The 22,848-nt window shown below is 71.1% G+C and carries 23 protein-coding genes; 17 read left to right on the top strand and 6 right to left on the bottom strand.

Features of this window, described 5'->3' with window-relative positions; translation table 11 throughout:
• Positions 1 to 54 precede the first annotated feature (54 nt).
• Both PUR26_RS15370 and PUR26_RS15365 read left to right on the top strand, forming a co-directional pair.
• On the top strand, positions 55 to 567 hold the full coding sequence (locus PUR26_RS15370; RefSeq protein ID WP_329872924.1) for a GNAT family N-acetyltransferase: 513 nt from the start codon (positions 55 to 57) through the stop codon (positions 565 to 567).
• 366 nt (positions 568 to 933) lie between these two features.
• Positions 934 to 1,350 carry a hypothetical protein gene (locus PUR26_RS15365; RefSeq protein ID WP_329872923.1) on the top strand — a complete coding sequence of 139 codons (417 nt, stop codon included), beginning with the start codon at positions 934 to 936 and terminating at the stop codon, positions 1,348 to 1,350.
• 145 nt (positions 1,351 to 1,495) lie between these two features.
• On the opposite strand, the gene PUR26_RS15360 is transcribed toward PUR26_RS15365, so the two are convergent.
• Positions 1,496 to 3,127 carry an AMP-binding protein gene (locus PUR26_RS15360; RefSeq protein ID WP_329872922.1) on the bottom strand — a complete coding sequence of 544 codons (1,632 nt, stop codon included), beginning with the start codon at positions 3,125 to 3,127 and terminating at the stop codon, positions 1,496 to 1,498.
• Positions 3,124 to 4,800 carry an AMP-binding protein gene (locus PUR26_RS15355; RefSeq protein ID WP_329872921.1) on the bottom strand — a complete coding sequence of 559 codons (1,677 nt, stop codon included), beginning with the start codon at positions 4,798 to 4,800 and terminating at the stop codon, positions 3,124 to 3,126. The genes PUR26_RS15360 and PUR26_RS15355 overlap by 4 nt, the downstream gene beginning before the upstream one ends.
• Positions 4,801 to 4,892: 92 nt before the next feature.
• Between PUR26_RS15355 and PUR26_RS15350 the strand changes: the two genes are divergently transcribed.
• From PUR26_RS15350 to PUR26_RS15335, 4 genes are all read left to right on the top strand, one after another.
• On the top strand, positions 4,893 to 5,738 hold the full coding sequence (locus tag PUR26_RS15350) for a helix-turn-helix transcriptional regulator (RefSeq protein ID WP_329872920.1): 846 nt from the start codon (positions 4,893 to 4,895) through the stop codon (positions 5,736 to 5,738).
• Between the two features lie 313 nt (positions 5,739 to 6,051).
• Complete coding sequence (locus PUR26_RS15345) at positions 6,052 to 6,711, top strand: hypothetical protein (RefSeq protein WP_329872919.1); 660 nt, start codon at positions 6,052 to 6,054, stop codon at positions 6,709 to 6,711.
• Between the two features lie 61 nt (positions 6,712 to 6,772).
• Positions 6,773 to 7,333, top strand: a complete 561-nt coding sequence (locus tag PUR26_RS15340) for a PaaI family thioesterase (protein WP_329872918.1) — start codon at positions 6,773 to 6,775, stop codon at positions 7,331 to 7,333.
• A complete protein-coding gene (locus tag PUR26_RS15335) occupies positions 7,330 to 7,770 on the top strand; it encodes a hypothetical protein (protein WP_329872917.1) in 441 nt (146 codons plus the stop codon). The genes PUR26_RS15340 and PUR26_RS15335 overlap by 4 nt, the downstream gene beginning before the upstream one ends.
• 26 nt (positions 7,771 to 7,796) lie before the next feature.
• On the opposite strand, the gene PUR26_RS15330 is transcribed toward PUR26_RS15335, so the two are convergent.
• Complete coding sequence (locus PUR26_RS15330; RefSeq protein ID WP_329872916.1) at positions 7,797 to 8,312, bottom strand: helix-turn-helix domain-containing protein; 516 nt, start codon at positions 8,310 to 8,312, stop codon at positions 7,797 to 7,799.
• Between the two features lie 401 nt (positions 8,313 to 8,713).
• Between PUR26_RS15330 and PUR26_RS15325 the strand changes: the two genes are divergently transcribed.
• Positions 8,714 to 9,949, top strand: coding sequence for an MAB_1171c family putative transporter (locus tag PUR26_RS15325; RefSeq protein ID WP_329872915.1), 1,236 nt, complete (start codon positions 8,714 to 8,716; stop codon positions 9,947 to 9,949).
• A gap of 245 nt (positions 9,950 to 10,194) precedes the next feature.
• Here PUR26_RS15325 and PUR26_RS15320 read toward each other — a convergent pair whose 3' ends face one another.
• Positions 10,195 to 10,755, bottom strand: coding sequence for a response regulator transcription factor (locus PUR26_RS15320; RefSeq protein ID WP_329872914.1), 561 nt, complete (start codon positions 10,753 to 10,755; stop codon positions 10,195 to 10,197).
• 553 nt (positions 10,756 to 11,308) lie between these two features.
• Here PUR26_RS15320 and PUR26_RS15315 point away from each other — a divergent pair.
• From PUR26_RS15315 to PUR26_RS15270, 10 genes are all read left to right on the top strand, one after another.
• A complete protein-coding gene (locus PUR26_RS15315; protein ID WP_329872913.1) occupies positions 11,309 to 12,058 on the top strand; it encodes a 4'-phosphopantetheinyl transferase family protein in 750 nt (249 codons plus the stop codon).
• 42 nt (positions 12,059 to 12,100) lie between these two features.
• Positions 12,101 to 12,430, top strand: a complete 330-nt coding sequence (gene fdxA, locus PUR26_RS15310; RefSeq protein ID WP_329872912.1) for a ferredoxin — start codon at positions 12,101 to 12,103, stop codon at positions 12,428 to 12,430.
• Between the two features lie 78 nt (positions 12,431 to 12,508).
• A complete protein-coding gene (locus PUR26_RS15305; protein WP_329872911.1) occupies positions 12,509 to 14,353 on the top strand; it encodes an acyl-CoA dehydrogenase in 1,845 nt (614 codons plus the stop codon).
• 86 nt (positions 14,354 to 14,439) lie between these two features.
• Positions 14,440 to 15,654, top strand: coding sequence for a cytochrome P450 (locus PUR26_RS15300; RefSeq protein WP_329872910.1), 1,215 nt, complete (start codon positions 14,440 to 14,442; stop codon positions 15,652 to 15,654).
• Positions 15,655 to 15,676: 22 nt separating this feature from the next.
• The gene (locus tag PUR26_RS15295; RefSeq protein WP_329872909.1) at positions 15,677 to 17,329 is read left to right on the top strand and encodes an AMP-binding protein; all 1,653 of its coding nucleotides are present in this window, start codon (positions 15,677 to 15,679) and stop codon (positions 17,327 to 17,329) included.
• Between the two features lie 56 nt (positions 17,330 to 17,385).
• Complete coding sequence (locus tag PUR26_RS15290; protein ID WP_329872908.1) at positions 17,386 to 18,255, top strand: ferritin-like domain-containing protein; 870 nt, start codon at positions 17,386 to 17,388, stop codon at positions 18,253 to 18,255.
• Positions 18,252 to 18,761, top strand: coding sequence for a PaaI family thioesterase (locus PUR26_RS15285; protein ID WP_329872907.1), 510 nt, complete (start codon positions 18,252 to 18,254; stop codon positions 18,759 to 18,761). Before PUR26_RS15290 ends, PUR26_RS15285 begins: the two co-directional genes overlap by 4 nt.
• A 7-nt stretch (positions 18,762 to 18,768) precedes the next feature.
• The gene (locus PUR26_RS15280; protein WP_329872906.1) at positions 18,769 to 19,056 is read left to right on the top strand and encodes an acyl carrier protein; all 288 of its coding nucleotides are present in this window, start codon (positions 18,769 to 18,771) and stop codon (positions 19,054 to 19,056) included.
• Between the two features lies 1 nt (position 19,057).
• Positions 19,058 to 19,978 (top strand): SAM-dependent methyltransferase, encoded by a 921-nt coding sequence (locus tag PUR26_RS15275; RefSeq protein ID WP_329872905.1) that lies wholly within the window; start codon positions 19,058 to 19,060, stop codon positions 19,976 to 19,978.
• Entirely contained in the window at positions 19,975 to 20,847 is an 873-nt protein-coding gene (locus PUR26_RS15270; protein WP_329872904.1) for an acyl-ACP desaturase, read from the top strand. Before PUR26_RS15275 ends, PUR26_RS15270 begins: the two co-directional genes overlap by 4 nt.
• 131 nt (positions 20,848 to 20,978) lie before the next feature.
• Here the strand turns inward: PUR26_RS15270 and solA are convergent, their stop codons facing one another.
• The gene (gene solA, locus PUR26_RS15265) at positions 20,979 to 22,148 is read right to left on the bottom strand and encodes an N-methyl-L-tryptophan oxidase (RefSeq protein ID WP_329872903.1); all 1,170 of its coding nucleotides are present in this window, start codon (positions 22,146 to 22,148) and stop codon (positions 20,979 to 20,981) included.
• A complete protein-coding gene (locus PUR26_RS15260) occupies positions 22,148 to 22,825 on the bottom strand; it encodes an FMN-binding negative transcriptional regulator (protein WP_329872902.1) in 678 nt (225 codons plus the stop codon). The genes solA and PUR26_RS15260 overlap by 1 nt, the downstream gene beginning before the upstream one ends.
• Between the last annotated feature and the right edge of the window lie 23 nt (positions 22,826 to 22,848).

The raw sequence follows: 22,848 nt of genomic DNA, 5'->3' as shown, positions 1-22,848 counted from the left end.
CCCGAGGCCACGGCCGCCGGCCCATGGCCGGGACGGCTCGGCCATACTCCCCGTATGCGCATCCGACCGGTCATCCCCGCCGACCTCCCGCTGCTCCAGGACATCGAGCGCGCGGCGGGCGAACCCTTCCGGGAGCTCGGCATGGCCGCGATCGCCGACGACGAGCCGCCGGCCCTGGAGCAACTGGAGCGGTACAGGCGCGCCGGCCGCGCCTGGACCGCGACGGGACCCGACGGCCTCCCCCTGGCCTATCTGCTCGCCGATGACGTGGACGGTGCCACCCACATCGAGCAGGTGTCGGTGCGTCCGGCTGCCGCCCGGCGGGGCGTGGGACGCGCCCTGATCGACCACCTCGCCACCCTGGCCACGGCGCGGGGCGTCGAGGCCCTGACGCTGACGACGTTCAGGGACGTGCCGTGGAACGCCCCGTACTACGCCCGGATCGGATTCCGGCCGCTCACCGAGGCGGAACACACCGAGGGACTGCGCGCGATCGTCCGGGCCGAAGCGGCCCATGGCCTGGACCGCTGGCCGCGCGTGTGCATGCGCCGCGACCTCGGTCGCTGACCGGCACGTCCGGCCGGCGGTCCGGCCGTACTGCCGTCAGGCGTCAGGCCGGCGTTGCGCCGGCCGGTGACCGCCCGGGGCGCACCCTCGGCTCCCCCCCTTTGCCTCGCCCAGGGCTTCCGGTCCGTGGCTTCGCAACAGCCCCTGACCGGCCGGTTCAAGGCTCTCTCCAGATTTCCTCAAGGCGGGCCGGGCAGCGTGGTGCCCGAGGGTTCGCTCCCCGCGGCGGTGGCGCCGTCCCGATGGTCAGGTCACCGGGACGACGGAACGGCCGAAGAGACCGGGTGCGCGATCTTCACCAGCGCGGATGTCCCCGCCGGCTTTCCGGGGCGTCCGCATCCGATCGGTGGGACGAAGGAGTCACAGATGCCGATTCGCCAGACACTCGCGGGTGCAGCCCTGGCCGTGACGGCCGTACTCGGGGGTGTCGCCGCCCCCGCACAGGCCGCCCCCGCACCGGCCGCCACCACTCAGGCCGCACCCACTCGGGCCGTACCCACTCAGGCCGCACTCGCCGCCGAGGCGGCGACACTGGCCTCGTGCCCGTCCGTCTCGGGTGGGCGCGGCCCGATCATCGTCACCTCATCCGTCATCAAGGACCGGGCGGCGGTGCACATCGGGCCGGCCGGGGCGTGCCGCACCACGGGGTACCTGTCGGTGAACAGCTCGATCGACCTGTACTGCACCTACTACAACGCCAGCACCGGCAACCTCTGGGAGTGGACCAACAAGGGCTGGATCTGGAACGCCTACGTGAGGGACACCGCCTACTACAACTGCTGATGACGGGCGGCCCTTCGCCGGGCGGTGCTTGATCCGGGGAGCGGCTCAGCAGGGGGAGCCGGCGGTCCTCCACGCCGGCCTGCCGCGCCGGAAGGCGGCAGGCCGGCGTCGGCGATGGCGGACGCCGACGCCTTCCGGGCACGACCTAGCGGCCGTACCTGCCGCGCAGTTCCACCTTCCGCACCTTGCCGCTGACCGTCATGGGGAAGGCGTCCAGGATCTCCACCCGGCGCGGGATCTTGTAGTGCGCCAGCCGGTCGTCGCAGAACGCGGTGATCTCCTCCAGCGTCGGGGGGTCGGCCGGGTCGCGGGGGATCACGCAGGCGAGGATCTCCTCGCCGTACCGCGGGTCGGGCAGGCCGACCACCTGAACGTCGGCGATCTTCGGGTGGGCGTAGAGGAACTCCTCGATCTCGCGCGGGTACACGTTCTCACCGCCCCTGATGATCATGTCCTTGATGCGGCCGACGATCTGGACGTAGCCGTCCTCGCGGATGACCGCGAGGTCACCGGTGTGCATCCAGCGGCCCGTGTCGATCGCCTCCGCCGTCTTCGCGGGCTCGTCCCAGTAGCCGAGCATCACGCCGTAGCCCCGGGTGCACAGCTCTCCCGCCTCGCCGCGCGGCACGGTCACCCCGGTCGCCGGGTCGACCACCTTGACCTCGACGTGCGGCATCACCCGGCCGACCGTGCCGGTACGGCGCTCCAGGTCGTCGTCGCGCCGGGTCTGCGTGGAGACCGGGGAGGTCTCCGTCATCCCGTAGCAGATCGACACCTCCGCCATGTGCATCTCCGTGACGACCCGCTTCATCACCTCCACCGGGCAGGGGGAGCCGGCCATGATGCCGGTGCGCAGGGTGGACAGGTCGTGGGCGGCGAAGTCCGGCAGGTTCAGTTCGGCGATGAACATCGTCGGGACGCCGTACAACGAGGTGCATCGTTCCTTCTCGACCGCCTCCAGTGTGGCGGCGGGGTCGAAGGACGGCGCCGGGATGACCATGCAGGCACCGTGCGAGGTGGCGGCCAGGTTTCCCATCACCATGCCGAAGCAGTGGTAGAAGGGGACGGGCAGGCAGATCCGGTCCCGCTCGGTGTAGCCGAGCAGCTCCCCCACGAAGAACCCGTTGTTGAGGATGTTGTGGTGGGTGAGGGTGGCCCCTTTGGGGAAGCCGGTCGTGCCGGAGGTGTACTGGAGGTTGACCGGGTCGTCACACGACAGCCGGGCCTCCCGGGCGGCGAGCTCCTCATCGGTGACACGGCCCGCCGCGTCCAGCAGGACGCCCCAGGACCCGTCGTCGGGGTGGTCGCCGCCGTCGATGCAGTCGATGTAGTGGACGGCTCGCAGCACCGGGCAGTTGGGGCGGGCCTGCTCCACCATCGCCCGGTAGTCGCTCGTCCTGTGGCGCCGCGAGGCGAACAGCACCGACACAGCGGCCTGCCGCAGGACGTACTCCAGTTCGTGGACCCGGTACGCGGGGTTGATGTTGACCAGGATCGCGCCGACGCGGGCGGTGGCGTACTGCACCAGCACCCACTGCGAGCAGTTGACCGCCCAGATCCCGACCCGGTCGCCCTTGCCGACACCGGTGCCCATCAGCCCGCGGGCCAGCCGGTCCACGGCCGCGTCGAACTCGGCGTACGTCCAGCGGGTGCCTTGCGCCACGTCGACCAGAGCCTCCTGGTCGGGGTACCGCGCGACCGTGCGCGCCAGGTTCGCGCCGATCGTGTCGCCGAGCAGGGCCGTGGTGCCCGTGCCGTGCGTGTAGGACAGGCTCATCGCAGGTCCCCCTCGTCGTATTCGGCCGCGGACCCCGCCGCGGTCCGCTCGCGCAGTTCGATCCGGCGGATCTTCCCGGAGACCGTCTTCGGCAGTGCGGCGAACTCCAGTCGCCGGATCCGCTGGTACGGGGCGAGGACGGCGCGCGAGTGCGCGAACAGGGCCTTGGCCGTCTCCGGGCCGGGTTCCCAGCCCTCGGCGAGCACGATGTACGCCTTCGGCACCGCGAGCCGTACGGGATCCGGCGCCGGGACGACCGCGGCCTCGGCGACCGCCTCGTGCTCCAGGAGCGCGCTCTCCAGCTCGAAGGGGCTGATCTTGTAGTCGCTGGCCTTGAACACGTCGTCGGCCCGCCCGATGTAGGTGATGTAGCCGTCGGCGTCGCGCGAGCCGATGTCTCCGGTGCGGTAGTGGCCGCCCGCCATCGCCTCGGCCGTGCGGTCCGGGTCTCCGTGGTAGCCGGCCATCAGACCGACCGGGGCGGCCGACAGGTCGAGGGCGATCTCGCCCTCCGCCGCGCCCGGCTCCCCGGTCACCGGATCCAGCAGCTCCACCGCGAACCCGGGGCTCGGCCGGCCCATGGAACCGGCCTTCAGCAGCTGCCCGGGACTGTTGGAGACCTGGACGGCGGTCTCGGTCTGGCCGAAGCCGTCCCGGATGGTCACTCCCCACTCGCGCCGCACGGTCTCGATGACCTCGGGGTTCAGCGGCTCACCGGCCGCGACGACCTCCCTCGGCGGTGTGCGCAGCACGCTCAGGTCCGACTGGATGAGCATCCGCCACACGGTCGGCGGGGCGCAGAAGCTGGTGACGCCGTTGCGGTCCATCTCCGCCATCAGGCGTCGCGCGTCGAAGCGGACGTAGTTGTGGATGAAGACGGTCGCCTCGGCGTTCCAGGGGGCGAAGAGGTTGGACCAGGCGTGCTTGGCCCAGCCGGGTGAGGAGATGTTCAGATGGACGTCGCCCGGCTTGAGACCGATCCAGTACATCGTCGACAGATGACCCACGGGGTAGGAGACGTGGGTGTGCTCGACGAGTTTGGGCCGGGCGGTGGTTCCCGAGGTGAAGTACAGCATCAGTGTGTCGTCCGCGTGCGTGACCCCGTCGGGTGTGAAGGCGCCCGGCGCGTCGTAGGCGTCCTCGTACCGCAGCCACCCCGAGGCGCCGCCCCCGACCGCGATCCGGGTGCAGTCCCCGGGGACGTCGTCGAACTTGGCGGTGTGGTCGGCGCGGACGAGCACGTGGCGGGCCGCGCCACGCTCGACCCGGTCCCGCAGGTCGGCCGGGCCGAGGAGCGGGGTCGCCGGGATGACGACGGCGCGCAGCTTCATGGCGGCGAGGGCCGTCTCCCACAGTTCGGCCTGGTTGCCGAGCATCACGATGAGACGGTCCCCCGCGCGGACACCCTGCGCACGCAGCCAGTTCGCCACCCTGTTCGACCGCTCGGACATCTCGGCGAACGTCAGCCGGGTCTCGCCGCCGTCCTCCTCCACGATGTGCAGGGCGGTCCGGCCGTTGCCCGCCGCGATGACGTCGAACCAGTCCAGCGCCCAGTTGAAGCGGGCCGGCCGGGGCCACGTGAAGCCCTGGCAGGCCGCCTCGTAGTCGTCCCGGTGCTTCAGCAAGAAGTCCCGGGCCGCCCGGAACTCCTCCGTCGCGCCGCTTTCCGACATGTGTCCTCCTCGTTGCGGGACCCGTCACCGACATCGTGTAATCAGTGACCCAGGTCTCACTACCCCCGGACGGGGGTGAAGGAGCAGCGCACGTGCCGGACACCATCGAAGCAGTGGAGATACGAGCCGCCCTGCTGCGGCTGCGCCGCGCGACCGGACTGCACGCCGCCTTCGGGGGGCTGCTGGACGATCCGCGGCGGATGCGCATCGGGGAGCTGAGCGGGACGCACACGCACGCCCTGCGCGGACTGGCGATCAGCACCGGACACGGGCTCGGCGGCAAGTCCATCGCGCTGTCCCGGCCCTGCTCGGTGGTCGACTACCCCTCCTCCCGCCACATCAGCCACGAGTACGACGGCGCGGTGGCGGCCGAGGGACTGCGATCGGTGATCGCCGTGCCGGTGGTGGTCCGCCGGAAGGTACGCGGTGTGCTGTACGGCGCGCTGCGGGCGCCGCTGCCGCTCGGCGAGCGGGTGCTCGACGCGGCGGTGGCGGCCGCGCGGGACGTCGAGCAGGCGCTGGTGGTGCGGGAGGAGGCACGGCGGCTGCTGGCCGCGGGCCCGGCCGTCCCCGCGCCGGCCGGGCCCGGCCCGTGGGAGGCGGTCCGCGCGGCCCACGGCGAGCTGCGGACGCTGGCGTCCCGGACCGCCGACCCGGCGCTGCGCGAGGAGCTGCTGGCGGTGTGCGGGCGGATCGCGGCGGCGGCGGCCCCGGCCGCCCAGGACCCGGGGCGGCCGGCCCTGGTGTGTCTGGCGCCGCGCGAGGTGGACGTCCTGGCGGCGGTGGCGGGGGGCGCGTCGAACGCCGTGGCGGCGGAGCGGCTGGGGCTGCGGCCCGAGACGGTGAAGGGCTATCTGCGCTCGGCGATGCGGAAGCTGGGCGCGCACTCCCGGCTGGAGGCGGTGGTCGCGGCGCGGCGGGAGGGCGCCCTGCCGTGAGCGGGGCGCGATGCGGGGCGCGGTGCGGGCCGGGTGCTCGCCGCGCGCGGGGCCGGTGCGGCCGTGCGGGCGGACGGCACACGGACCGCGTCGGGACATTCCGCGGTCCGGATTCCAGGGGCCGGATCGCGGGGCCTTTCGGCCCGCTCTCCGAAGGAGAAGCGGAGTACGCCGCCCGGCCGGGCCGGACCGGCAATAGGACGAAGGTCCCATGGCGGCACCGGTGTCGTTGATCAACCGCTGTGCTGCAATGGAGCCGTTCTCAAAGCTGCTTCTCACGCGCCACAGCGACGTGGCGGGGAGGATGGCGGGCGTGGGCCGTGCACATCCCCATCAGGAATTCGCCGTACGCACCCCCGTACCGGCCGACTCGCCGGAGCTGTGCCGTATGTACGGAAGATGCGCCCCGGCCACGCGCTACCACCGCTTCCTCAGCTCTTCGCCCGCGTTTCCGCCGGGCCATCTCGACGCCGTCACCCGCCCGGCCCCGGGTGTCGACGCCCTGCTCGTCACTCCGGCCGGCGATCGTTCGCACCCGGTCGCCCTGGGGAGCACCCATCCCGTCCTGCCGGGGACGGTGGAGCTCGGGGTGCTGGTGGAGGACGTCTGGCAGCGCAGGGGGCTCGGCCGGCTGCTGGTGCGACGACTCGCGCGGCGGGCCGGCCTGCGGGGGGCCGTCGCGCTCACCGCGCAGGCGCCGACCGGCCGGCGCTGGGTGCTGTGGCTCCTGCGGGACGAGGTCGGAACCCTGGAGTACGGGCCGATGTCCGACACCGTCCGGGCGACCGCCCGCCTGGTACCGCCGCGCCGATCGAGGGGCAGGACGGATAATTGCGCACCCACGAGGACTTCTCGAAACGAATTCAGCAATTCGTCCGACTCCGCTCCACAAGGCCGCGAGGCTCTTCCCGAACGCCGTAGCGGAAAATCTCCGGAATCCCAAGTCAGGCCCTGTGGCGGCCCGTTGCGGTGAACTCGGCGATGAGGTAGGACTGATCCTCGACGGCCCTGCCCCCACGTATGGAGGAGCGAAAGTGTCACAGGAGAGTGCCCCCCGCACCCATGTCGCCACGTTCGAGTGGCGGGAGCAGGGGCCGATTTTCGCCACCAGGGCAGATGAATCCGGCCTCTCGTATCTCCAGGGGCTGGTGAGCGGTGAGATCGTCCCACCGCCCGTCGCACAGGTTCTGGGTATTGAGGTGACAAAAGCGGAACCGGGCGCCGTGCAGTTCACCATGCCGGTCAAGAATTTCTTCACCAATCATCTGGGCTTTCTCGCCGGCGGCATCCTGTCGACGGTGATCGACTCCGCGCTGGGCTGCTCCATCCTGGCCTCGATCACCCCGGACAAGGACATCGTCACCCTCGACCTGAACGTCGACTTCCTGCGGCCGGTGAGCGAGGCGTCAGGGCTGATCACCGTCGACGCCGAGGTGGTCCACCTCGGCCGGAACCGCGGCCTGGCCAGCTGCCGGGCGGTGGACTCCGAGGGGCGCCTGTGCGCGGTGGGCAAGAGCAGCTGCCTCGTACGCGACAAGCCGCAGAGGACGGGCTCCGCCGTCGGCGCCCAGGCAGTGAAGGAGCCCCGGCGATGAGCGGCGAGACGGTCCGGCAGGACGAGCGGGCGGCGGACACCGCGGCCGAGGCGGCCGCCGGCCACGCCGATCTGACGGTCGGCCAGGTGCTGCGGGCGCAGCGCGTCATCACGGAGGAGGACATCGCGGCCTTCGCCGCCCTGGTGGGGGACAAGGGACGCCACCACCTGCCGGGGCAGGGGCAGGTGATGGCCCACGGCCTGCTCACCGCCTCGCTGGCGACCAAGATCGGCGGCGACCTGCACTTCATCGCCCGCACGATGGGGTGGGAGTTCCTCAAGCCGGTCTGGGGCGGCGACACGATCACCGCGGAGGTCACCGTGGCCGCCCTGCGTGAGATCAAGCCCGGCCTGGGCGTGGAGTTCGCCATCGAGATCCGCAACCAGGACGGCGAGACGGTGCTGCGCGGGGACGCCGAAGGGCTGATCCGGCGCTGATCCGGCCCGGCTCCGCCCGCTGCCGGTCAGCCGCGCGCCTCGGGGACATCGGGGCCTGACGGCTGGCCGGCGCCGGGCGGCGCGTCGGAGGAGTTGGGCGGCAGCCCTTCCATCTCCCGCAGCTGGTCGAGGAGCACCTCCGCGAAGTCGAGACCCTTCTGGGACAGTCCGACCGCGCGCATGGCGACCCGGGTGACCCCCGCGTCCTCGAACCTGGTGAGCTCCGCGCGCGTCAGTCCGGCGTCCCGCCAGGCGGCCAGTTCCTCCAGCTTCGCGTCGGTGCGGTCGGCGGTCTCGTCATCGAAGAAATAGGCGATGCTCACACCGAAGAACCGGGCGAGCGCTTCGAGATGGTGCATCCGGGGATTGTCACGCTCGCCCTTGCGCAGATATGCGATGTACTGCTTGGAGATGTTGCCGCCCTGGGCGCAGATGGCCCGCGCCGTCTCCTCGTTGCTGTACGGTCCCCGGCCGCGAGGATGAACCGTGGCGAACAGATGGTTCAACCGCTCGGCCAGCACACGGGGCGTGTCATGACCCATCTGACCAGCTCCCCTGACGTCTCTGATCACGACTGCGGTGGGGCCGGCGGGCATGGACGGACAACCGGCTGCCGGGCAGCGTGACTGACGCACCGTCATGGACGGTGGGCGGATCCGCGAGCGCCACCACCCCGGATGGTACTGCACGTGAACGAAGCTTATCCATACCGGGAACTGCTCCAATTCGACCCGCTATGGAGATTCGGGGCTTCATGATTTCCCCGGCACCGCCCGCCTCTATTACCCCCTCTACCCGACGGGGCCGCTTGGCCCCATGATGGAAAAACGCATGCGCGATGGGCCTGTGAGAGGGGCAGTGGTGGGCGAAAGACGCGCTCTGGGTGGAGGCGGAGCTTCCGCCCGGTTCGCCCGTGCTTGCGGCATGGCGGCGAGGGTTCGACTTGTCTGATTCATTACTCTGGTTCTTCAGCATTCTCCACCTCTTCTGCGGCGCCATCAGCCTCGCGGCTTTCGCCTACAAGCGCCGCGACCTGAGAGGCGATCCGCAGAATCTTTCCCTCCGGGCACTCTGCTCGGCCCGCCTGTGCAACGGTCTGGCATACGTGTGCCTCGCACCGGTGATGTACGCGGGTATCGGCCGGCTCACCGGCATGCCGAACGTCGCCACGCTCATCGCCGCCGAATTCATCGTCTTCGGCGCCATGTCCTCGCACGTGATGCTGGTGGGCTGGTTCAACCACTCCGACGAGGCCAGACGCCGGGCCCGGCGCGTGGGGTTGCTGTACGCCGTGCCGATGGCCGCGCTGCCCCCGCTCTTCCTCCTGGGCCCCCTCCCCGGTTCGCACCCGCTGGACTTCGAGGTCCACTTCGCGAACGACGGCGGCGCCGTCGCCTACATGGTGGTGTTCCTGGCGACCTACGGGCTCAACCTGGCCAACACGGCACGGCGGACCTGGCCTTCGTCGCGCGCGATGGGGCGCCCGCTGCTGGAGCAGTCCCTGCGCATGACCGCCCTGGGGTCGGTTTTCGTCATCGGGTTCATCCTCGGCAAGGTCGTCGGCCTGATCGGCCGGTGGTGCGGGACGACGGCACTGGACTCGGCGGCGATCCTCTGGAGCCCGCTCATGGCGAACGTGGGCTCCATCGTGCTGGTCTGCGGGTACACGCTGCCCGGGTGGGGGCGCGGCATCGGCGTACGGGTACGGCGCTACCGGTCGTTCCGCAAGCTGTACCGGCTGTGGTTCGCCCTGTGCCAGGCGGTGCCCGGCGTCGCGCTGTTCGAGCCGCGGTCGCCCCGGCCACCGCTGTGGGCGGGTGACCTGGAGACCCGCCTCTACCGCATGATCATCGAGATCAGGGACGGGCAGCGCGCACTGCGCCCCTATGCCGACGCCGGCTGCGTCGAAGCGGTCCGGCGGACGTCGGGGCTCGGCGAGTTCGGCCATCTGGACGAGGAGGCGGTACGGGAGGCGTGCACCTTGGCGCTGGGCATACGGCGCAAACAGTACGGCGCGCCGCCCCAGGAGGGCGCCCCGCTGCCGGTCCCGCCCCACCGGGACGCGAACCTGGCCGGTGAACTGGCCTGGCTGCTCCAGGTGGCGGAGGCGTTCGGACGGGTCTCCCTGACCGGCGACGCGCCCCGGCCGGCGGAACGGCCACGGGTGCGAGGCCGCTGACGGCACCGGCGACGGCCGGTGAGCGGCGACGGCGACCGGGCCGGGGCGTCCGGCGGCGGGAGCCGTGCGGACCCCGCCTCCCGCGACCGGAACCGCGCGGCCCCGGCGTACGGCTTCGCGAGGGCCCGCCGGCCGATGGCAGCAGCCGACGGACCGCGCGAGGGCCCGGCACTGTCAACAACGCTCGTGACCCATACACCTCGGCGTGCGGGGCCGCGGTCGAGGCGAGACTTTCCGGACCCGGCCTAGACGGCGAGGCGCGCCTCCATGCCGCGGGCCGGTGGGCGCAGCCCCCGCCGCACGGCGTAGAGGGCCGCCTGCGTCCGGTCGGCGGCGCCGATCTTGGTGTAGATCGCACTGAGGTGGTTCTTGACCGTCTTCTCGGAGATGCCGAGACTGCGGGCGATCCTGCGGTTGGTCAGCCCCTGGGTGATGAGGTCCAGGACGTCCGTCTCCCGGGAGGTCAGCCCGGATGCCCGCTGCCGGTCGCGATGCCCCTGCGCGCCGGCCGCCGGCGCGGGGTCCGCCGGTACGGCGTCCGCCGGTACGGGGCCTGCGGGGTGCTCCGCCCGGCCGGCGCCCGGCCCGCTTCCCAGAGCGTAGAGGGCCGCCTGCGTCCGGTCGGCGGCGCCGATCTTGGCATAGATCGCACTCAGGTGGTTCTTGACCGTCTTCTCGGAGATGCCGAGGCCGCGGGCGATCCTGCGATTGGTCAGCCCCTCCGAGACGAGCGACAGGATGTCGAGTTCACGGCGCGTCAGGCAGGCCGGATACGAGCGTTCGAACAGCGGAGAGGGGGCGGCCACTCGAATGTCCTCCACTTCTTTTCCCGTGCCCGGCCCATCGGTGGTGGGTCGCAGGCGCGAAGAGTGTTCTGCCGAGGGGGGTCGCGCCATTCACTCGAAGTGAGAAGCGGAAAGGAGGAGATCGGCACGTTGTGCGTCCGCGTGGGGCGCGGCGTCGAAGTGATCCTTTTTATGGGGGCGGTCTTCCGCCTGGAATCACCAGCCCTTCCCGCGCATGGGTGAACACTGTCGGGGAATGCGCGGAAGGCGGTGTCGCACATCGCCTCCGGAGGCGATTCACTTCCTTCTCCGTAACGCATGAGCCGACTTCAGCCGCAGGTGATGCTATGCCCGCGCATAGCCCCCGTCAACTGCCGTGGTCGCCAATCGGCCTACGGGTAACCGCAGTTGTCGCCCCCTGTGGGGCGTACCGCCACGGCGGCGTGAAGATCATTGATGTCTGGGACCTAGGTCCTATTGCTGCGGGAAAAGCAGGGGTGCGAACGTGATCGACCATGAACCCCGTGCCGGTGGGCCCGCCCCACTTTTCCGCACTCGCCCGACGGGAAATCCGTTGAGCCCCCGCGAGCAGGCGGCGCGGATTCTCGTCCTCACCTGTGACTGGCAGGAGTACCGCGCCCCGGAGGAATTGCTCGGGGACGACGAACGGGCCCTCGCCGCCGCCCTGCCGGACACCGGCCGGCGGCAGGAGTGGGTCCGCGCCCGGCTGACGGCGAAGGCGGCGGTGCGCCTGCTCGGCCGCCTCGACGCCGTACAGGTGCTCCCCGCTTCCGACGGGGCACCCCGGATCCGGGCGGGGAGCGCCCGCCTCCCCCTGTCCGTCTCGCTCTCGCACACCGGGCCCGTCGCGGTCTGCGCGGTCGCACCGGGCCGGGCCGGCCTCGGTGTGGACGCGGAGCCGGTCGACGCGGCCAACGACGTCCTCCTGCGGCGCGTCGCGGCGCCGGGCGAGGACGCCCTCGTCCCCCACGGGCGTCCCGGACTCCGGGCGACCACGCTGATCAGCTGCAAGGAAGCGGCCGTCAAGGCGTACCGCAGGACCTCCGTACGCCTGCGGGACTACCGCGTGACGCGGGACGCGGACGGCGGCCTGTGGGTGCGCCCGGACGGCGGCCTGCTCCCCCGGATGAGGCTGTGGTGCGAGTCCACCCCGGCCATGGTGACGGTGGTCTGCGCGCCGGCGGGCGGGCGGACCGTGCGCCACCGTCTCCCGCCGCACCGGATCGTGCGATGCCTGGCGGATCCGGTGCCCCGCGCCGCGGCCCTCGCGGCCGCCGCCCCCCTCTCGTCACGACTCCCGTGACGCCCCGACCATCCTTCCGTAGCCCTGATGTGGGAGACCCGCATGACCTACGTCATCGCCCAGCCGTGCGTGGACGTCAAGGACAAGGCGTGCCTGGACGAATGCCCTGTGGACTGCATCTACGAGGGTCCGCGCAAGCTCTACATCCAGCCCGACGAATGCGTGGACTGCGGTGCCTGCGAACCGGTCTGCCCGGTCGAGGCGATCTTCTTCGAGGACGACCTCCCCGACGGCTCCGCGCTCTACGGCCCGGTGGACCGGGAGGTCTTCCTGTCCCTCGGCTCGCCCGGCGGGGCCAGCGGTACGGATCCGCTCGCCCAGGACCACCCGGTCGTGGCGGCCCTCCCGCAGAGCGAGACCGCCTCCCCCTGACCCTCCTGCCCCGGACGGCCCGCCGGCCCGCCGGCCCGCCCGGAACGGTCCCGTGCCATGCCGGACGACGGAGTTCCCATGAGCCATTACCGATCGAACCTACGGGATCTTGAGTTCAACCTGTTCGAGGTGCTGGGCCGTGACGCGGTCTACGGCTCCGGGGCCTTCGCCGACCTGGACGGCGCCACCGGCCGGGACGTCCTGCGCCAGGTCGAGCGGCTGGCGGTCGAGGAGCTCGCGGACTCCGCGGTGCTCGCCGACCGGGACCCTCCCGTCTTCGACCCCCGGACCGCCACCGTGTCGGTGCCCGAGCCGCTGCGCACGGCCTTCACCCGGTTCATGGACGGGGGCTGGTGGCGTCTGGGGCTGCCGCGGGAGCTCGGGGGAACCGACTGCCCGCCCTCGTTGTACTGGGCGATGGCGGAGCTGGTGCTCGGCGCCAACCCGGCCCTGTGGATGTACTCCAGCGGCCCCTTCTTCGCCTCGGTGATCCAGCGGCTCGGTACGGCACGGCAGCGGGAGATCGCCCGGCGGATGGTCGACCGGCTCTGGGGGGCCACGATGGTGCTGACCGAGCCGGACGCCGGCTCCGACGTCGGCGCCGCCCGGACCAGGGCCCTGCCCCAGCCCGACGGGACATGGCACATCGAGGGCGTCAAGCGCTTCATCACCAACGGCGAACACGATCTGGCCGAGAACATCGTGCATTTCGTGCTGGCCCGCCCCCAGGGCGCGGGGCCCGGCACCAAGGGCCTGTCCCTGTTCATCGTGCCCAAGTACGACTTCGACCCGGACACCGGTGACCTGCTGGGGCGCAACGGCGTCCACGCCACCCGCCTCGACCGCAAGATGGGCCTGAAGGCCTCCACGACCGTCGAGCTGGCCTTCGGCGCCGGGCAGCCGGCGAAGGGCTGGCTGATGGGCGACCGGCACGACGGCATCCGGCAGATGTTCCAGGTGATCGAGTTCGCCCGGATGATGGTCGGCACCAAGGCCATCGCCGCCCTCTCCACCGGATACCTCAACGCCCTGGACTACGCCAGGAGCCGGGTCCAGGGCGGCGACCTCGCGCGGGCCGCGGAGCGCGACGCCCCGCGCGTCACCATCACCCACCACCCCGATGTGCGCCGCTCCCTGATGACCCAGAAGGCCTACGCCGAAGGGTTGCGCGCCCTGGTGCTGTACGTCGCCACGATCCAGGACGGGATCCGGGTCGAGGAGGCCGCCGGCGAGGACGCCGAGGCGGCCCGCGGGCTGAACGACCTGCTGCTGCCCGTCCTCAAGGGTTACGGCTCCGAGAAGTCCTACGAGCAGCTCGCCCAGTCGCTCCAGATCCTCGGGGGCTCCGGGTACCTCCAGGAGTACCCGATCGAGCAGTACATCCGGGACGCGAAGATCGACACCCTCTACGAGGGCACCACGGCCATCCAGGCGCAGGACTTCTTCTTCCGGAAGATCGTCCGCGACCGGGGCCGGGCGCTGACCGCCCTTCTGCGGGAGATCCGGACGTTCCTGGCCGACGCTCCCGACGGCGACGGCGACGGCGACGGCGACGGGCCGGCCGCGGCGCACGGACGGCTCGCCAGGGCCGCCTCGGACCTGGAGGCGATGGCCGGTGTCATGCTCGCCGACGCCGCCGCCTCCGAGCGGGCGCCGAAGGCCGTCTACCGGGTCGGCCTGAACGCCACCCGGCTGCTGCTGGCCTGCGGTGACGTGGTGGTGGGCTACCTGCTGCTGCGCGGGGCGGCGGTGGCCCGGCACCGGCTCGCGACCGCACGGGGCGGGGACGTGGCCTTCTACCGGGGCAAGATCGCGGCCGCGGCCTTCTTCGCCGACACCGTGCTGCCCCTGCTCACCGCCCAGCGCGAAATCGCCGGGCACGTCGACGACACGCTGATGGAACTTCCCGAGGACGCGTTCTGAAATCCGCTCGGAGCACCGGCCCCGGGAGCCACCTGGGACCTAGGTCCTATTGTTTCGGATGAGGCTCACTGAAAGGCTGATCAACCATGGACTCAGTGAAGCAGGAGCTTCTCTACGACCCTCGCAATCCCGAATTACGGAAAGATCCCTATCCGTTCTACAAGCGATTGCAGGAAACAGATCCCGTTTATCTGACCCCCTTCGGGTATTGGGTCGTATCGGGCTACGAGGAGACGGCGGCCCTGCTCCGCGACCCCCGGCTCACCAGTGAATTCCATCGCGACGCCAAGTGGGCCGAGCACCGGGGCGGCTGGGAGAGCCCCGTCGTCAGCGACACCCGCAAGTGGATGCTCATGCTGGACGGTTCCGCCCACCGCCGGATCCGCGGCCTGGTCAACCCGGTCTTCAGCGCGCGGGCCATCCTGCGGATGCGTCCCCGTATCGTCGAGATCCTGCACAAGATCCTGGACGACATGGGGTCCGGCAAGGACATCGACCTGATCAGCGCTCTGGCGCTCCCCGTCCCGGTGACCGTGATCTGCGGCCTGGTGGGGCTGCCCGTCGAGGACCGCGACCAGTGCCGGCAGTGGACCGAGGCGATCGGACACGTCGTCGACCCCGCGCTGAGCGAGCAGACGCAGCAGGCGATGAACACCGCCCTCGTCGAGTTCCGGGCGTACATCGCCGAGCACCTCGCCCTGCGGCGCAAGGACCCCCAGGACGACATCCTCTCCCGGCTGCTGGCCGCCGAGGTCGACGGCGAGAAGCTGTCGGACGACGAGATCATCGCCAACGTCCTGCTGCTGTTCAACGCCGGTCACGAGACGACCGTGAACCTCATCGGCAACGGCATGCTCGCGCTGCTGCGCCACCCCGACCAGCTGCGGGCCCTGCGGGAGAACCCGGGACTGCTCGACGAGGGCATCGACGAGTTCGTCCGCTTCGACGCGCCGGTGCAGCTGGTGGCGAGGATCGCCACGGACGACATCGATGTCGGCGGCAAGACGATCCCGGCCGGCGCCAAGCTGATGCTGCTGCTGGGCGCCGCCAACCGCGACGCGCGCCGTTACGAGGAGGCCGACCGGCTGCGCCTGGACCGGCCGGACATCAAACCGCTGGCGTTCGGCGGCGGGCCGCACTACTGCATCGGCGCGATGCTCGGGCGGATGGAGGGCCAGCTGGTGTTCTCCGAGCTGGTGAACCGGTACAGCGACATCTCGCTCACCGGTGAGGACCTGGTCTGGCGCCCGCACGTCAATTTCCGCGGCCTGAGTGAACTGCGCCTCGATCTCCTTCCCTGACAGGACCGACGAGAGGACCGCTGTGCGACCCGCTCTGCTCTCCGGCGAGACCCTGACCGAGTGCCTGATGTCCCATGTGCGGACCTCACCGGACGCCGTGTCGGTCTTCCCCGGCACGCAGGAAAGACTGACCGCGAAGGAACTGGAGGAGGAGTCGCTGCGCAGCGCGCTCGCGCTGATGGAGTACGGCGTCGGCCCCGGCTGCGTCGTCGGGCTGCTCATGCCGACCGACGCGAACTTCCTCAACGTCTTCTTCGGTGTCCAGCGGGCGGGCGCGGCGTGCAGCGTCCTGCCGCTGCCCGCCGGATTCGGTGACGAGAAGGGCACCGCCCGCCGGCTCGCCAGGATCATCGAGTCGGCGGGCACCCGCCACCTCGTCCTGGGGAGCGCCTTCTCGGACCTGGGCAAGCTCCTGCTGGAGCTCGTGCCCGGTCTCGTCATCATCGACCCCCATGCCGCCAAGTCCGGCAGCGCGCTCGCGCTGCCCGCCGTCGACCCCGACGCCCTGGCCGTCGTGCAGTTCACCTCGGGCAGCACCAGCGCGCCCAAGGGGGTCCAGATCACCCAGTCCGGGATGGCGGCCGGGCTCCACGCCTGCGCGGTCTCCGGCGAGTTCAGCCCGGACGACGTGTTCATGCAGTGGGTACCGACCTTCCACGACATGGGCCTGGTCGGGCTGTTCTCCCACCTGCTCAACGGGGCGGACGTGCACGTGTTCAGCCCGACCGCCTTCCTGCGCCGGCCGGCCGAGCTGCTGGCCTACTTCGCCGAACACCGCGGCAGCGTCATCACCGGCCCCAACTTCTCGTACGACCAGATCCTGGACGCCGCGTCGCCCGAGCTGATCGCCGGCCTGGACCTGTCGGCCTGGCGCCTGGCGTTCAACGGGGCCGAGCCGGTCAGTGCCGAGACCACCGCGCGGTTCACCGAGCTGCTGAAGCCGGCGGGCCTGCGGGACACCGTGATGTACCCGGTGTACGGGATGGCCGAGGCGACCCTCGGCATCACCTTCCCGCGGCCGGGCAGCCCCGTACGGGTGCTGTCGGTCGACCGGAACGCGCTGGCGGCGACCGGACGGATCACTCCCGTCGAAGCGGGGGCACCGGGGTCCAAGGCGGTCGTGTCCGTCGGCCATCCGGTCCACGGCATCGAGGTGCGGCTCATCACCGACGAGGGCAGGCCGAGCGAGGCGGGGCAGCTGGGTGAGATCCAGATCGCCGGACCGGCCGTGACCACCGGCTACTACCGCAACCCGGAGGCCACCGCCGCCTCCTTCGACGGACGGTGGTTCCGCACCGGCGACGTCGGGTTCGAGCAGGACGGCCACCTCTATGTCACCGGCCGCGTCAAGGACATGATCATCGTCCGCGGCCAGAACTTCTTCCCCGAGGACGTCGAGGCGGTCGCCCGTGAGGCCCCCGGCGTCTACCGCAAGCGCTGCGTGGCCTTCTCCGATGTCGAGGAGGGCGGCCGCGAGGTCCTGCGCGTCGTGGTCGAGGCCGACCCGAGGAGCGCGGCCGGCGACGAGCTGGCCGGCGAGATCCGGGCCCGGGTGGAGAGCGAGATGGACTTCTCCGACGTACGCGTACACCTCGTCAAACCCCGCTGGATCACCCGTACGACCAGCGGCAAGTGGCAGCGGGCCCTGACCCGGCAACGGCTCGCGGAGCTCTGAGGCACGGCGCCGGCGCCGCGTACCGACACCCACCGAACCGGACCGAAGGAAGAGCGATGACCACGCCGCACAAGCTCGAAACCGCCCGCGACGAGTCCGCGGAACCCCTCCACAGCTATGACGTCTTCCCCATCTACCAGAAGGCGTCCTGGGAGCTGGGCGACATCCCCTGGGACGAGTTCCGCCCCGATCTGGTGCGCCCCGAGTACATCGCCTTCGCCATCGGCGCGGTGATGGGCGAGTCCAACTCGATCGCCGCCCAGCACGGCTTCTTCAACGAGTTCGAGGACGACTACGACTTCTCGGCCTTCGTCTGCCTGTGGGGGTACCAGGAGCTCCAGCACCACCTGGCGTTCAAGAAGTGGCTGCGGCTGGCGGGCAGGGACGTCGGGTACGAGCAGATCAACGCCATGCGCGCGCCCTACCCGCCGGGCGTCACGCCCTCGGCGACCCTCGCGACCAACATCATCTCCGAGATCGCCACCAACCACATGTACAAGTGCGTGAGCCGGGTGACGCAGGAGCCGGTGATCGCGAAGATCATGAAGCGGGCCAGCGGGGACGAGGCCCGCCACGCCCGGGAGTTCATCCACTACACCGCCCGTCGCCTCACCACCCGCCCGCACGAGCTGGCGTCGGTGCTGGAGACCTTCTACGTCTACATGGCCGACCCCGAGGGCCGCTACAACCACCCCGTCAGCAAGTTCAAGGGGAACCTGCCCGAGCTGGAGGGGCACATCACCATCGACGAGGTGTTCCGCTACTTCGCCGAGGTCGACGACGGCACGGAGTGGGAACGCATCCACGCCCAGCTCTACAAGACGCTCACCGAGCTGACCGGCCGTCCGATCACCCGGCTCCGGGACATCAGGCGCACCCTGGCCGACCTTCCCACCGAGCTGCCGGCCCCGGGGCAGGCCCGGTGACCGCGGGTTCGCCCGTCGAGCTGCCCTGGATCGACGAACCGCGGTTCCAGTGCTTCGGGTGCTCGCCGCGCAACCGCATCGGGCTGGCGCTGAAGATGTTCCGCACCGAGGACGGCGCGCTCTCCACCGACGTCACGTTCAGCGACGACTACGCCTCCTACCCCGGCGTGGTGCACGGCGGCATCGTCAGCGTCCTCGTCGACGAGTTGATGGGCGACCTCATCGCCCTGGACCGCGGCATGCTGGCGTTCTCCGTCACCCTGCGCACCAAGTTCCTGCGGCCCCTCAGGACCCGCTCGCCGTACCGGGCGACCGCCCGCATCAGCCGGGAGGGGAACGGGGTCGTGCACGCCGAGGCCGATGTGCTCGCCCCCGACGGCACCGTCCACGCCATGGCGAACTCCGCCTACCAGCCGATCAGTTCCGACCAGGCCGAGGGGCACATGGGCCTGGTCGGCGCGGACCGCGAACGCCTCGCCCACTACTTCGACCACGCGATTGGATGAGATGACCATGGCCCAGCCCACCGAGCAGCAGAACGCCCCCCGCCCCGACGCCACCGCGGTCCTCGACGAGATCCGCGCCCAGACCGGCAAGGAGCTCGGCCTCGACATCGAGCAGGTCACCCCGGACACCGTTCTCAAGCAGCTTCCGGGAGCCGACTCGGTGCGCCTGCTGCGCGTCGTCGCGCAGGTCGAGCGCATCTACGACGTGGAGTTCGACGACGAGGACGTCTTCCGGGTGCGTACCCCCAAGGAGCTCGCCGATCTGGTGACCGCGCAGCTGGCGGAAGGTGCCTGAGGTGACGGAGGCGATTCTGGACGGCACGATCCGTTCCGGGCGCGAGGGCGATCTGGCGCTCGCCCCGGAGCAGGCCCGGCAGTCGACCAACCAGCACTACGAGCTACCGCCCGAGGTCTTCCAGGCCTTCCTCGACGAACGGATCAAGTACAGCTCGGCCCTCTACCGCTCCCCCACGGACACCCTGGAGGAGGCCCAGACGGCGAAGCTGCACTTCGTCGCCGACCGCCTCGGCCTGACCGGCGGTGAGTGCCTGCTGGACATCGGCTGCGGCTGGGGCAGCCTGACCCTGTTCATGGCCCAGGAGTACGGCTGCGAGGTCACCGGCATCACGCCGTCCGCCCCGCAGGCCGAGTACATCCGGGAGAAGGCGGCCAAGGCCGGGCTGACCCCGCTGGTCGACATCCGTGTCGGCTCCTTCTCCGACGTGGCGGTGGACGGCCGGTACGACGCGGCGACCATGCTCGGATCGATCATCCACATGCCGGACCGGGTGGCGGTCCTGCGCAAGACGTTCCAGCTGCTGAACCGGCAGGGCCGGCTGTACCTCTCGGAGAGCTGCTTCCGCAACACCGAGACGTACCGCGAGTTCGTCCAGCGGCCGGGCACCCGGCACGTCACCGAGACGATCTTCGGCTTCGCCGACATGGTGCCGCTGTCCACCCTGGCGGAGGCCGTCGAGTCGGCGGGCTTCAGCCTCACCGCTCTCGACGACCTGACCGCGCACTACCACCGCACCATCGAGGAGTGGGAGGCCCGCGCGCTGGCCAACCGCGAGCGCATCGAGGAGGTGGCGCCCGGGATGTCCGAACCCCTGCTGCGCTATCTGCGCACCGCGAACGCGGGCTGGGGCTACACCTCCAAGCACTACGCCCTCACCGCCTCGAAGAGCAGGCTCGGCCCGAAGGAGGTCCGGGCGTGACCCCCGCGACGAGGACGGCCGACGGACCGGCCGTCCTCGACGACCTGCTGCCTCCCGACCGGATGCACGAGCTGGTGGACCAGGCGGTGACCCGGGCGGGAGAGCGGTCCTGGACCCTGGCCGAGCTGGACTGGAAGGGGTTGCGTCCGGAGGCGCTCACGGAGACCGACCGCTCGGCGGTGCGCTTCATCACCTTCGTGGAGGACCACATCCCGGGCTACCTCTCCCAGTTCCTGGACGCGTTCCCCGTGGCGGACGCCGAGATGGAACTGGAGCGGTTCGGTTTCAACCGCGAGTACTTCCGGTTCCTGGTGGCCTGGGCGGGCGACGAGGAGCGGCACGCCTCGGCGCTGGCCAGGTACCAGGTGGAGACGGGGATGGCCACCCGTGAGCAGCTGCTGCGGGACCTGGCCGAGGAGGGCCGCAAGGAGTTCGTGCTGCCCTACGAGCACCCCGTGCAGTCCTTCACGTACACCCTCGTGCAGGAGAAGGCGACGCAGCTGTTCTACCAGCGCTTCAGGGAGACGGTCAGCGAGCCGTTCCTGAAGGACCTCCTCGGCCGGCTGGCCCGGGACGAGGCACGCCACTTCGCCTTCTACAGCAACCTGGTGGGGGCGTACGTGGCCAGGGACGGAGCCGCGGCGGTCCCCGGCCTCAAGGACGTCATCGCCACCTTCCGGATGCCGCTCGCCGACACGATGAAGGGCTACTGGCGCTGGTCGCTGAAGGTCGCGGACGCCGCCTCGTACGACCACACCGAGGCGTACGAAGCGGTGGTACGGCTGGTGCGCGGCTTCGTCGACACCCCCGGGGAGCCGTCGGTGACGGACCTCGGCGACTTCGTCGCGGCCATCAGGGCGGTGCGCTGACCCGGCGGACCTCCGCCGGGGCGGCCACCGCCCGCCCCTCTCCCACTGCTTCACCACCGTCGTCGTGGAACGGATGCGGGGACGGCACCCCTTTCGGGTGCCGTCCCCGCCGCACGTGGTGGGGCCGCCGGTCAGCCGGCGGCGGGCGCCGCCTGCGCGTCACGGAAGCGACGCGGGTCGAACAGCGACAGGTCCTGGCTCGCCCGTCCGTCGGTGACCAGCTGGCCGACGGCCTCGCCGATGGCGGGCAGGAACTTGAAGGCGTGTCCCGAGGTGCCGGCGGCGGCGACGATCCGGCCGTGCTCGGAGGTCGGGCCGATCACGAACGCCTGGTCGGGGGTGTTGTCGTAGAGGCAGACCGCGCTCCTGCGGTACCGGCCGGCCCCCAGCCGCGGGATGCGGGTGCGCAGGAAGTCCTGGATCTCGGCCACCTCCCGCTGCTCCACGTAGCGGTCCACGAGGTCCGGGTCGGTCGGCGTGCCGCCGCTGTGGACGCCCGCCTTCACACCGCCGTGCAGTCCGTTGGCGCCCGGGTGGCCGTAGCCGATCATCCCGTCGCCCTCCCAGATCCAGTACGGGAAGCGGCCCGGCAGGAAGTCGTCCGCGGTCCCCTCGGGCTCGAACCACAGCATGACCTTGCGCAGTACCTGGACCGGCAGGACGGACTCGGGCAGCAGTTCGGGCGCCCAGCAGCCCGCGCCGACCACGACATGGCCGACGTGATAGGTGTCGCGGTCGGTGCGGACGACCGCTCCGCGCGCGTCCTCCGTGACGGACAGGACCCGCTCGTGGAAGTGGAGGGTGGCGCCGTGCTTCTCCGCGAGTTCCAGCTGCACCCGCACGGTCTGTTCCGGCTGCACGAAGCCGGAGTCCGGGTCGAAGACGGCCACGTCGTCCGAGTCGGGCGTGAACTGCGGGTAGCGGGCGTGCACCTCGTCGGCGCTCAGCACCTCGTGGGTGAGCCCGGTCTGCTCGGCGCTGGCCCGGGCGGCCGGGACCAGTTCGCCGTCCGAAGGGCCGAGGCACAGGCCGCCCGTGCGGTGGAACAGGTGCTCCCCGCTCTCCTCCTCCAGATCGGACCACAGGGCGTAGGCGCGGCGCAGGAACGGCACGTAGCCCGGTCCCATGAAGTACGCCTGCCAGACCCCGCGCGACTCGCCGTGGCTGGCACCCAGGTCGTGGACGCGTCCGAAGCGCTCCACGCCGAGGACCCGGTGGCCCGCCGCGGCGAGCGACCGGCAGGCGGCGCTGCCGACCCCGCCGAGGCCGATCACCAGTACGTCGTACGACTTCTCCGTCATTACCGTCCCTCGGTGTCCGGGAGCGGGCTCATGGGGCACCGCTCCATCCAGGCGGCGAGTTCGCGGTGGGTGCCGTCCGGGCTGCCCGCGAAATGCCGCGTCGTCCTCTCCCTGGCCTGCTCGGACTGCTCCTGGCTGAGTTTGAACATGCCGTCCACCTGCTCGACGTGCACCTCGAAGGCGCCCACGGCCGGGACGATCCGGTCGAAGTAGCCGAGTGAGGACGTCATGTCCCAGCCGCGGCCGAAGCGTCCTTCCAGCTCCCGCACGGTGCGGCGGATGACGCCCAGGGTCTCCTCGCCGGCCGCCAGCGGCCGGATCGTGCCCCGTACGTGCACGGACACGAAGTTCCAGGTGGGCGCCGCCGGTGTGTAGCCGTAGACCTCGGGAGAGATGTATCCGTTGGGGCCCCGGAAGATCAGCAGCCCGGCCGACGGCCCCGAGGCCAGCCGGGACCAGTGCGGGTTGGCGCGGTTCAGATGGCCGACGAGCCGGAGCCCCCGCAGGTCCTGGGCACCGTCCCGGAGGGCCTTCTCGGTGTCCTCGGGTACCACGATCGGCAGGTGGGTGGCGTACGGCACCGGGTCGGCGCTGGTCGTGAGGGTGGCGAGGGGGTTGGCCTGCACGACGGCCAGGGCAGCGGCCGCGTCCCCCTCGTAGTGCGCGGGTACGAACACCTCGTGAGCTCCTTGTCGTTCGG

Origin of the sequence: Streptomyces sp. SP18CS02 (assembly GCF_036322365.1) — a bacterium.
GTDB lineage: Bacteria > Actinomycetota > Actinomycetes > Streptomycetales > Streptomycetaceae > Streptomyces.
The sequence above is the reverse complement of the archived record's forward strand: the minus strand, read 5'-3'. Positions and strand labels throughout refer to the sequence as shown.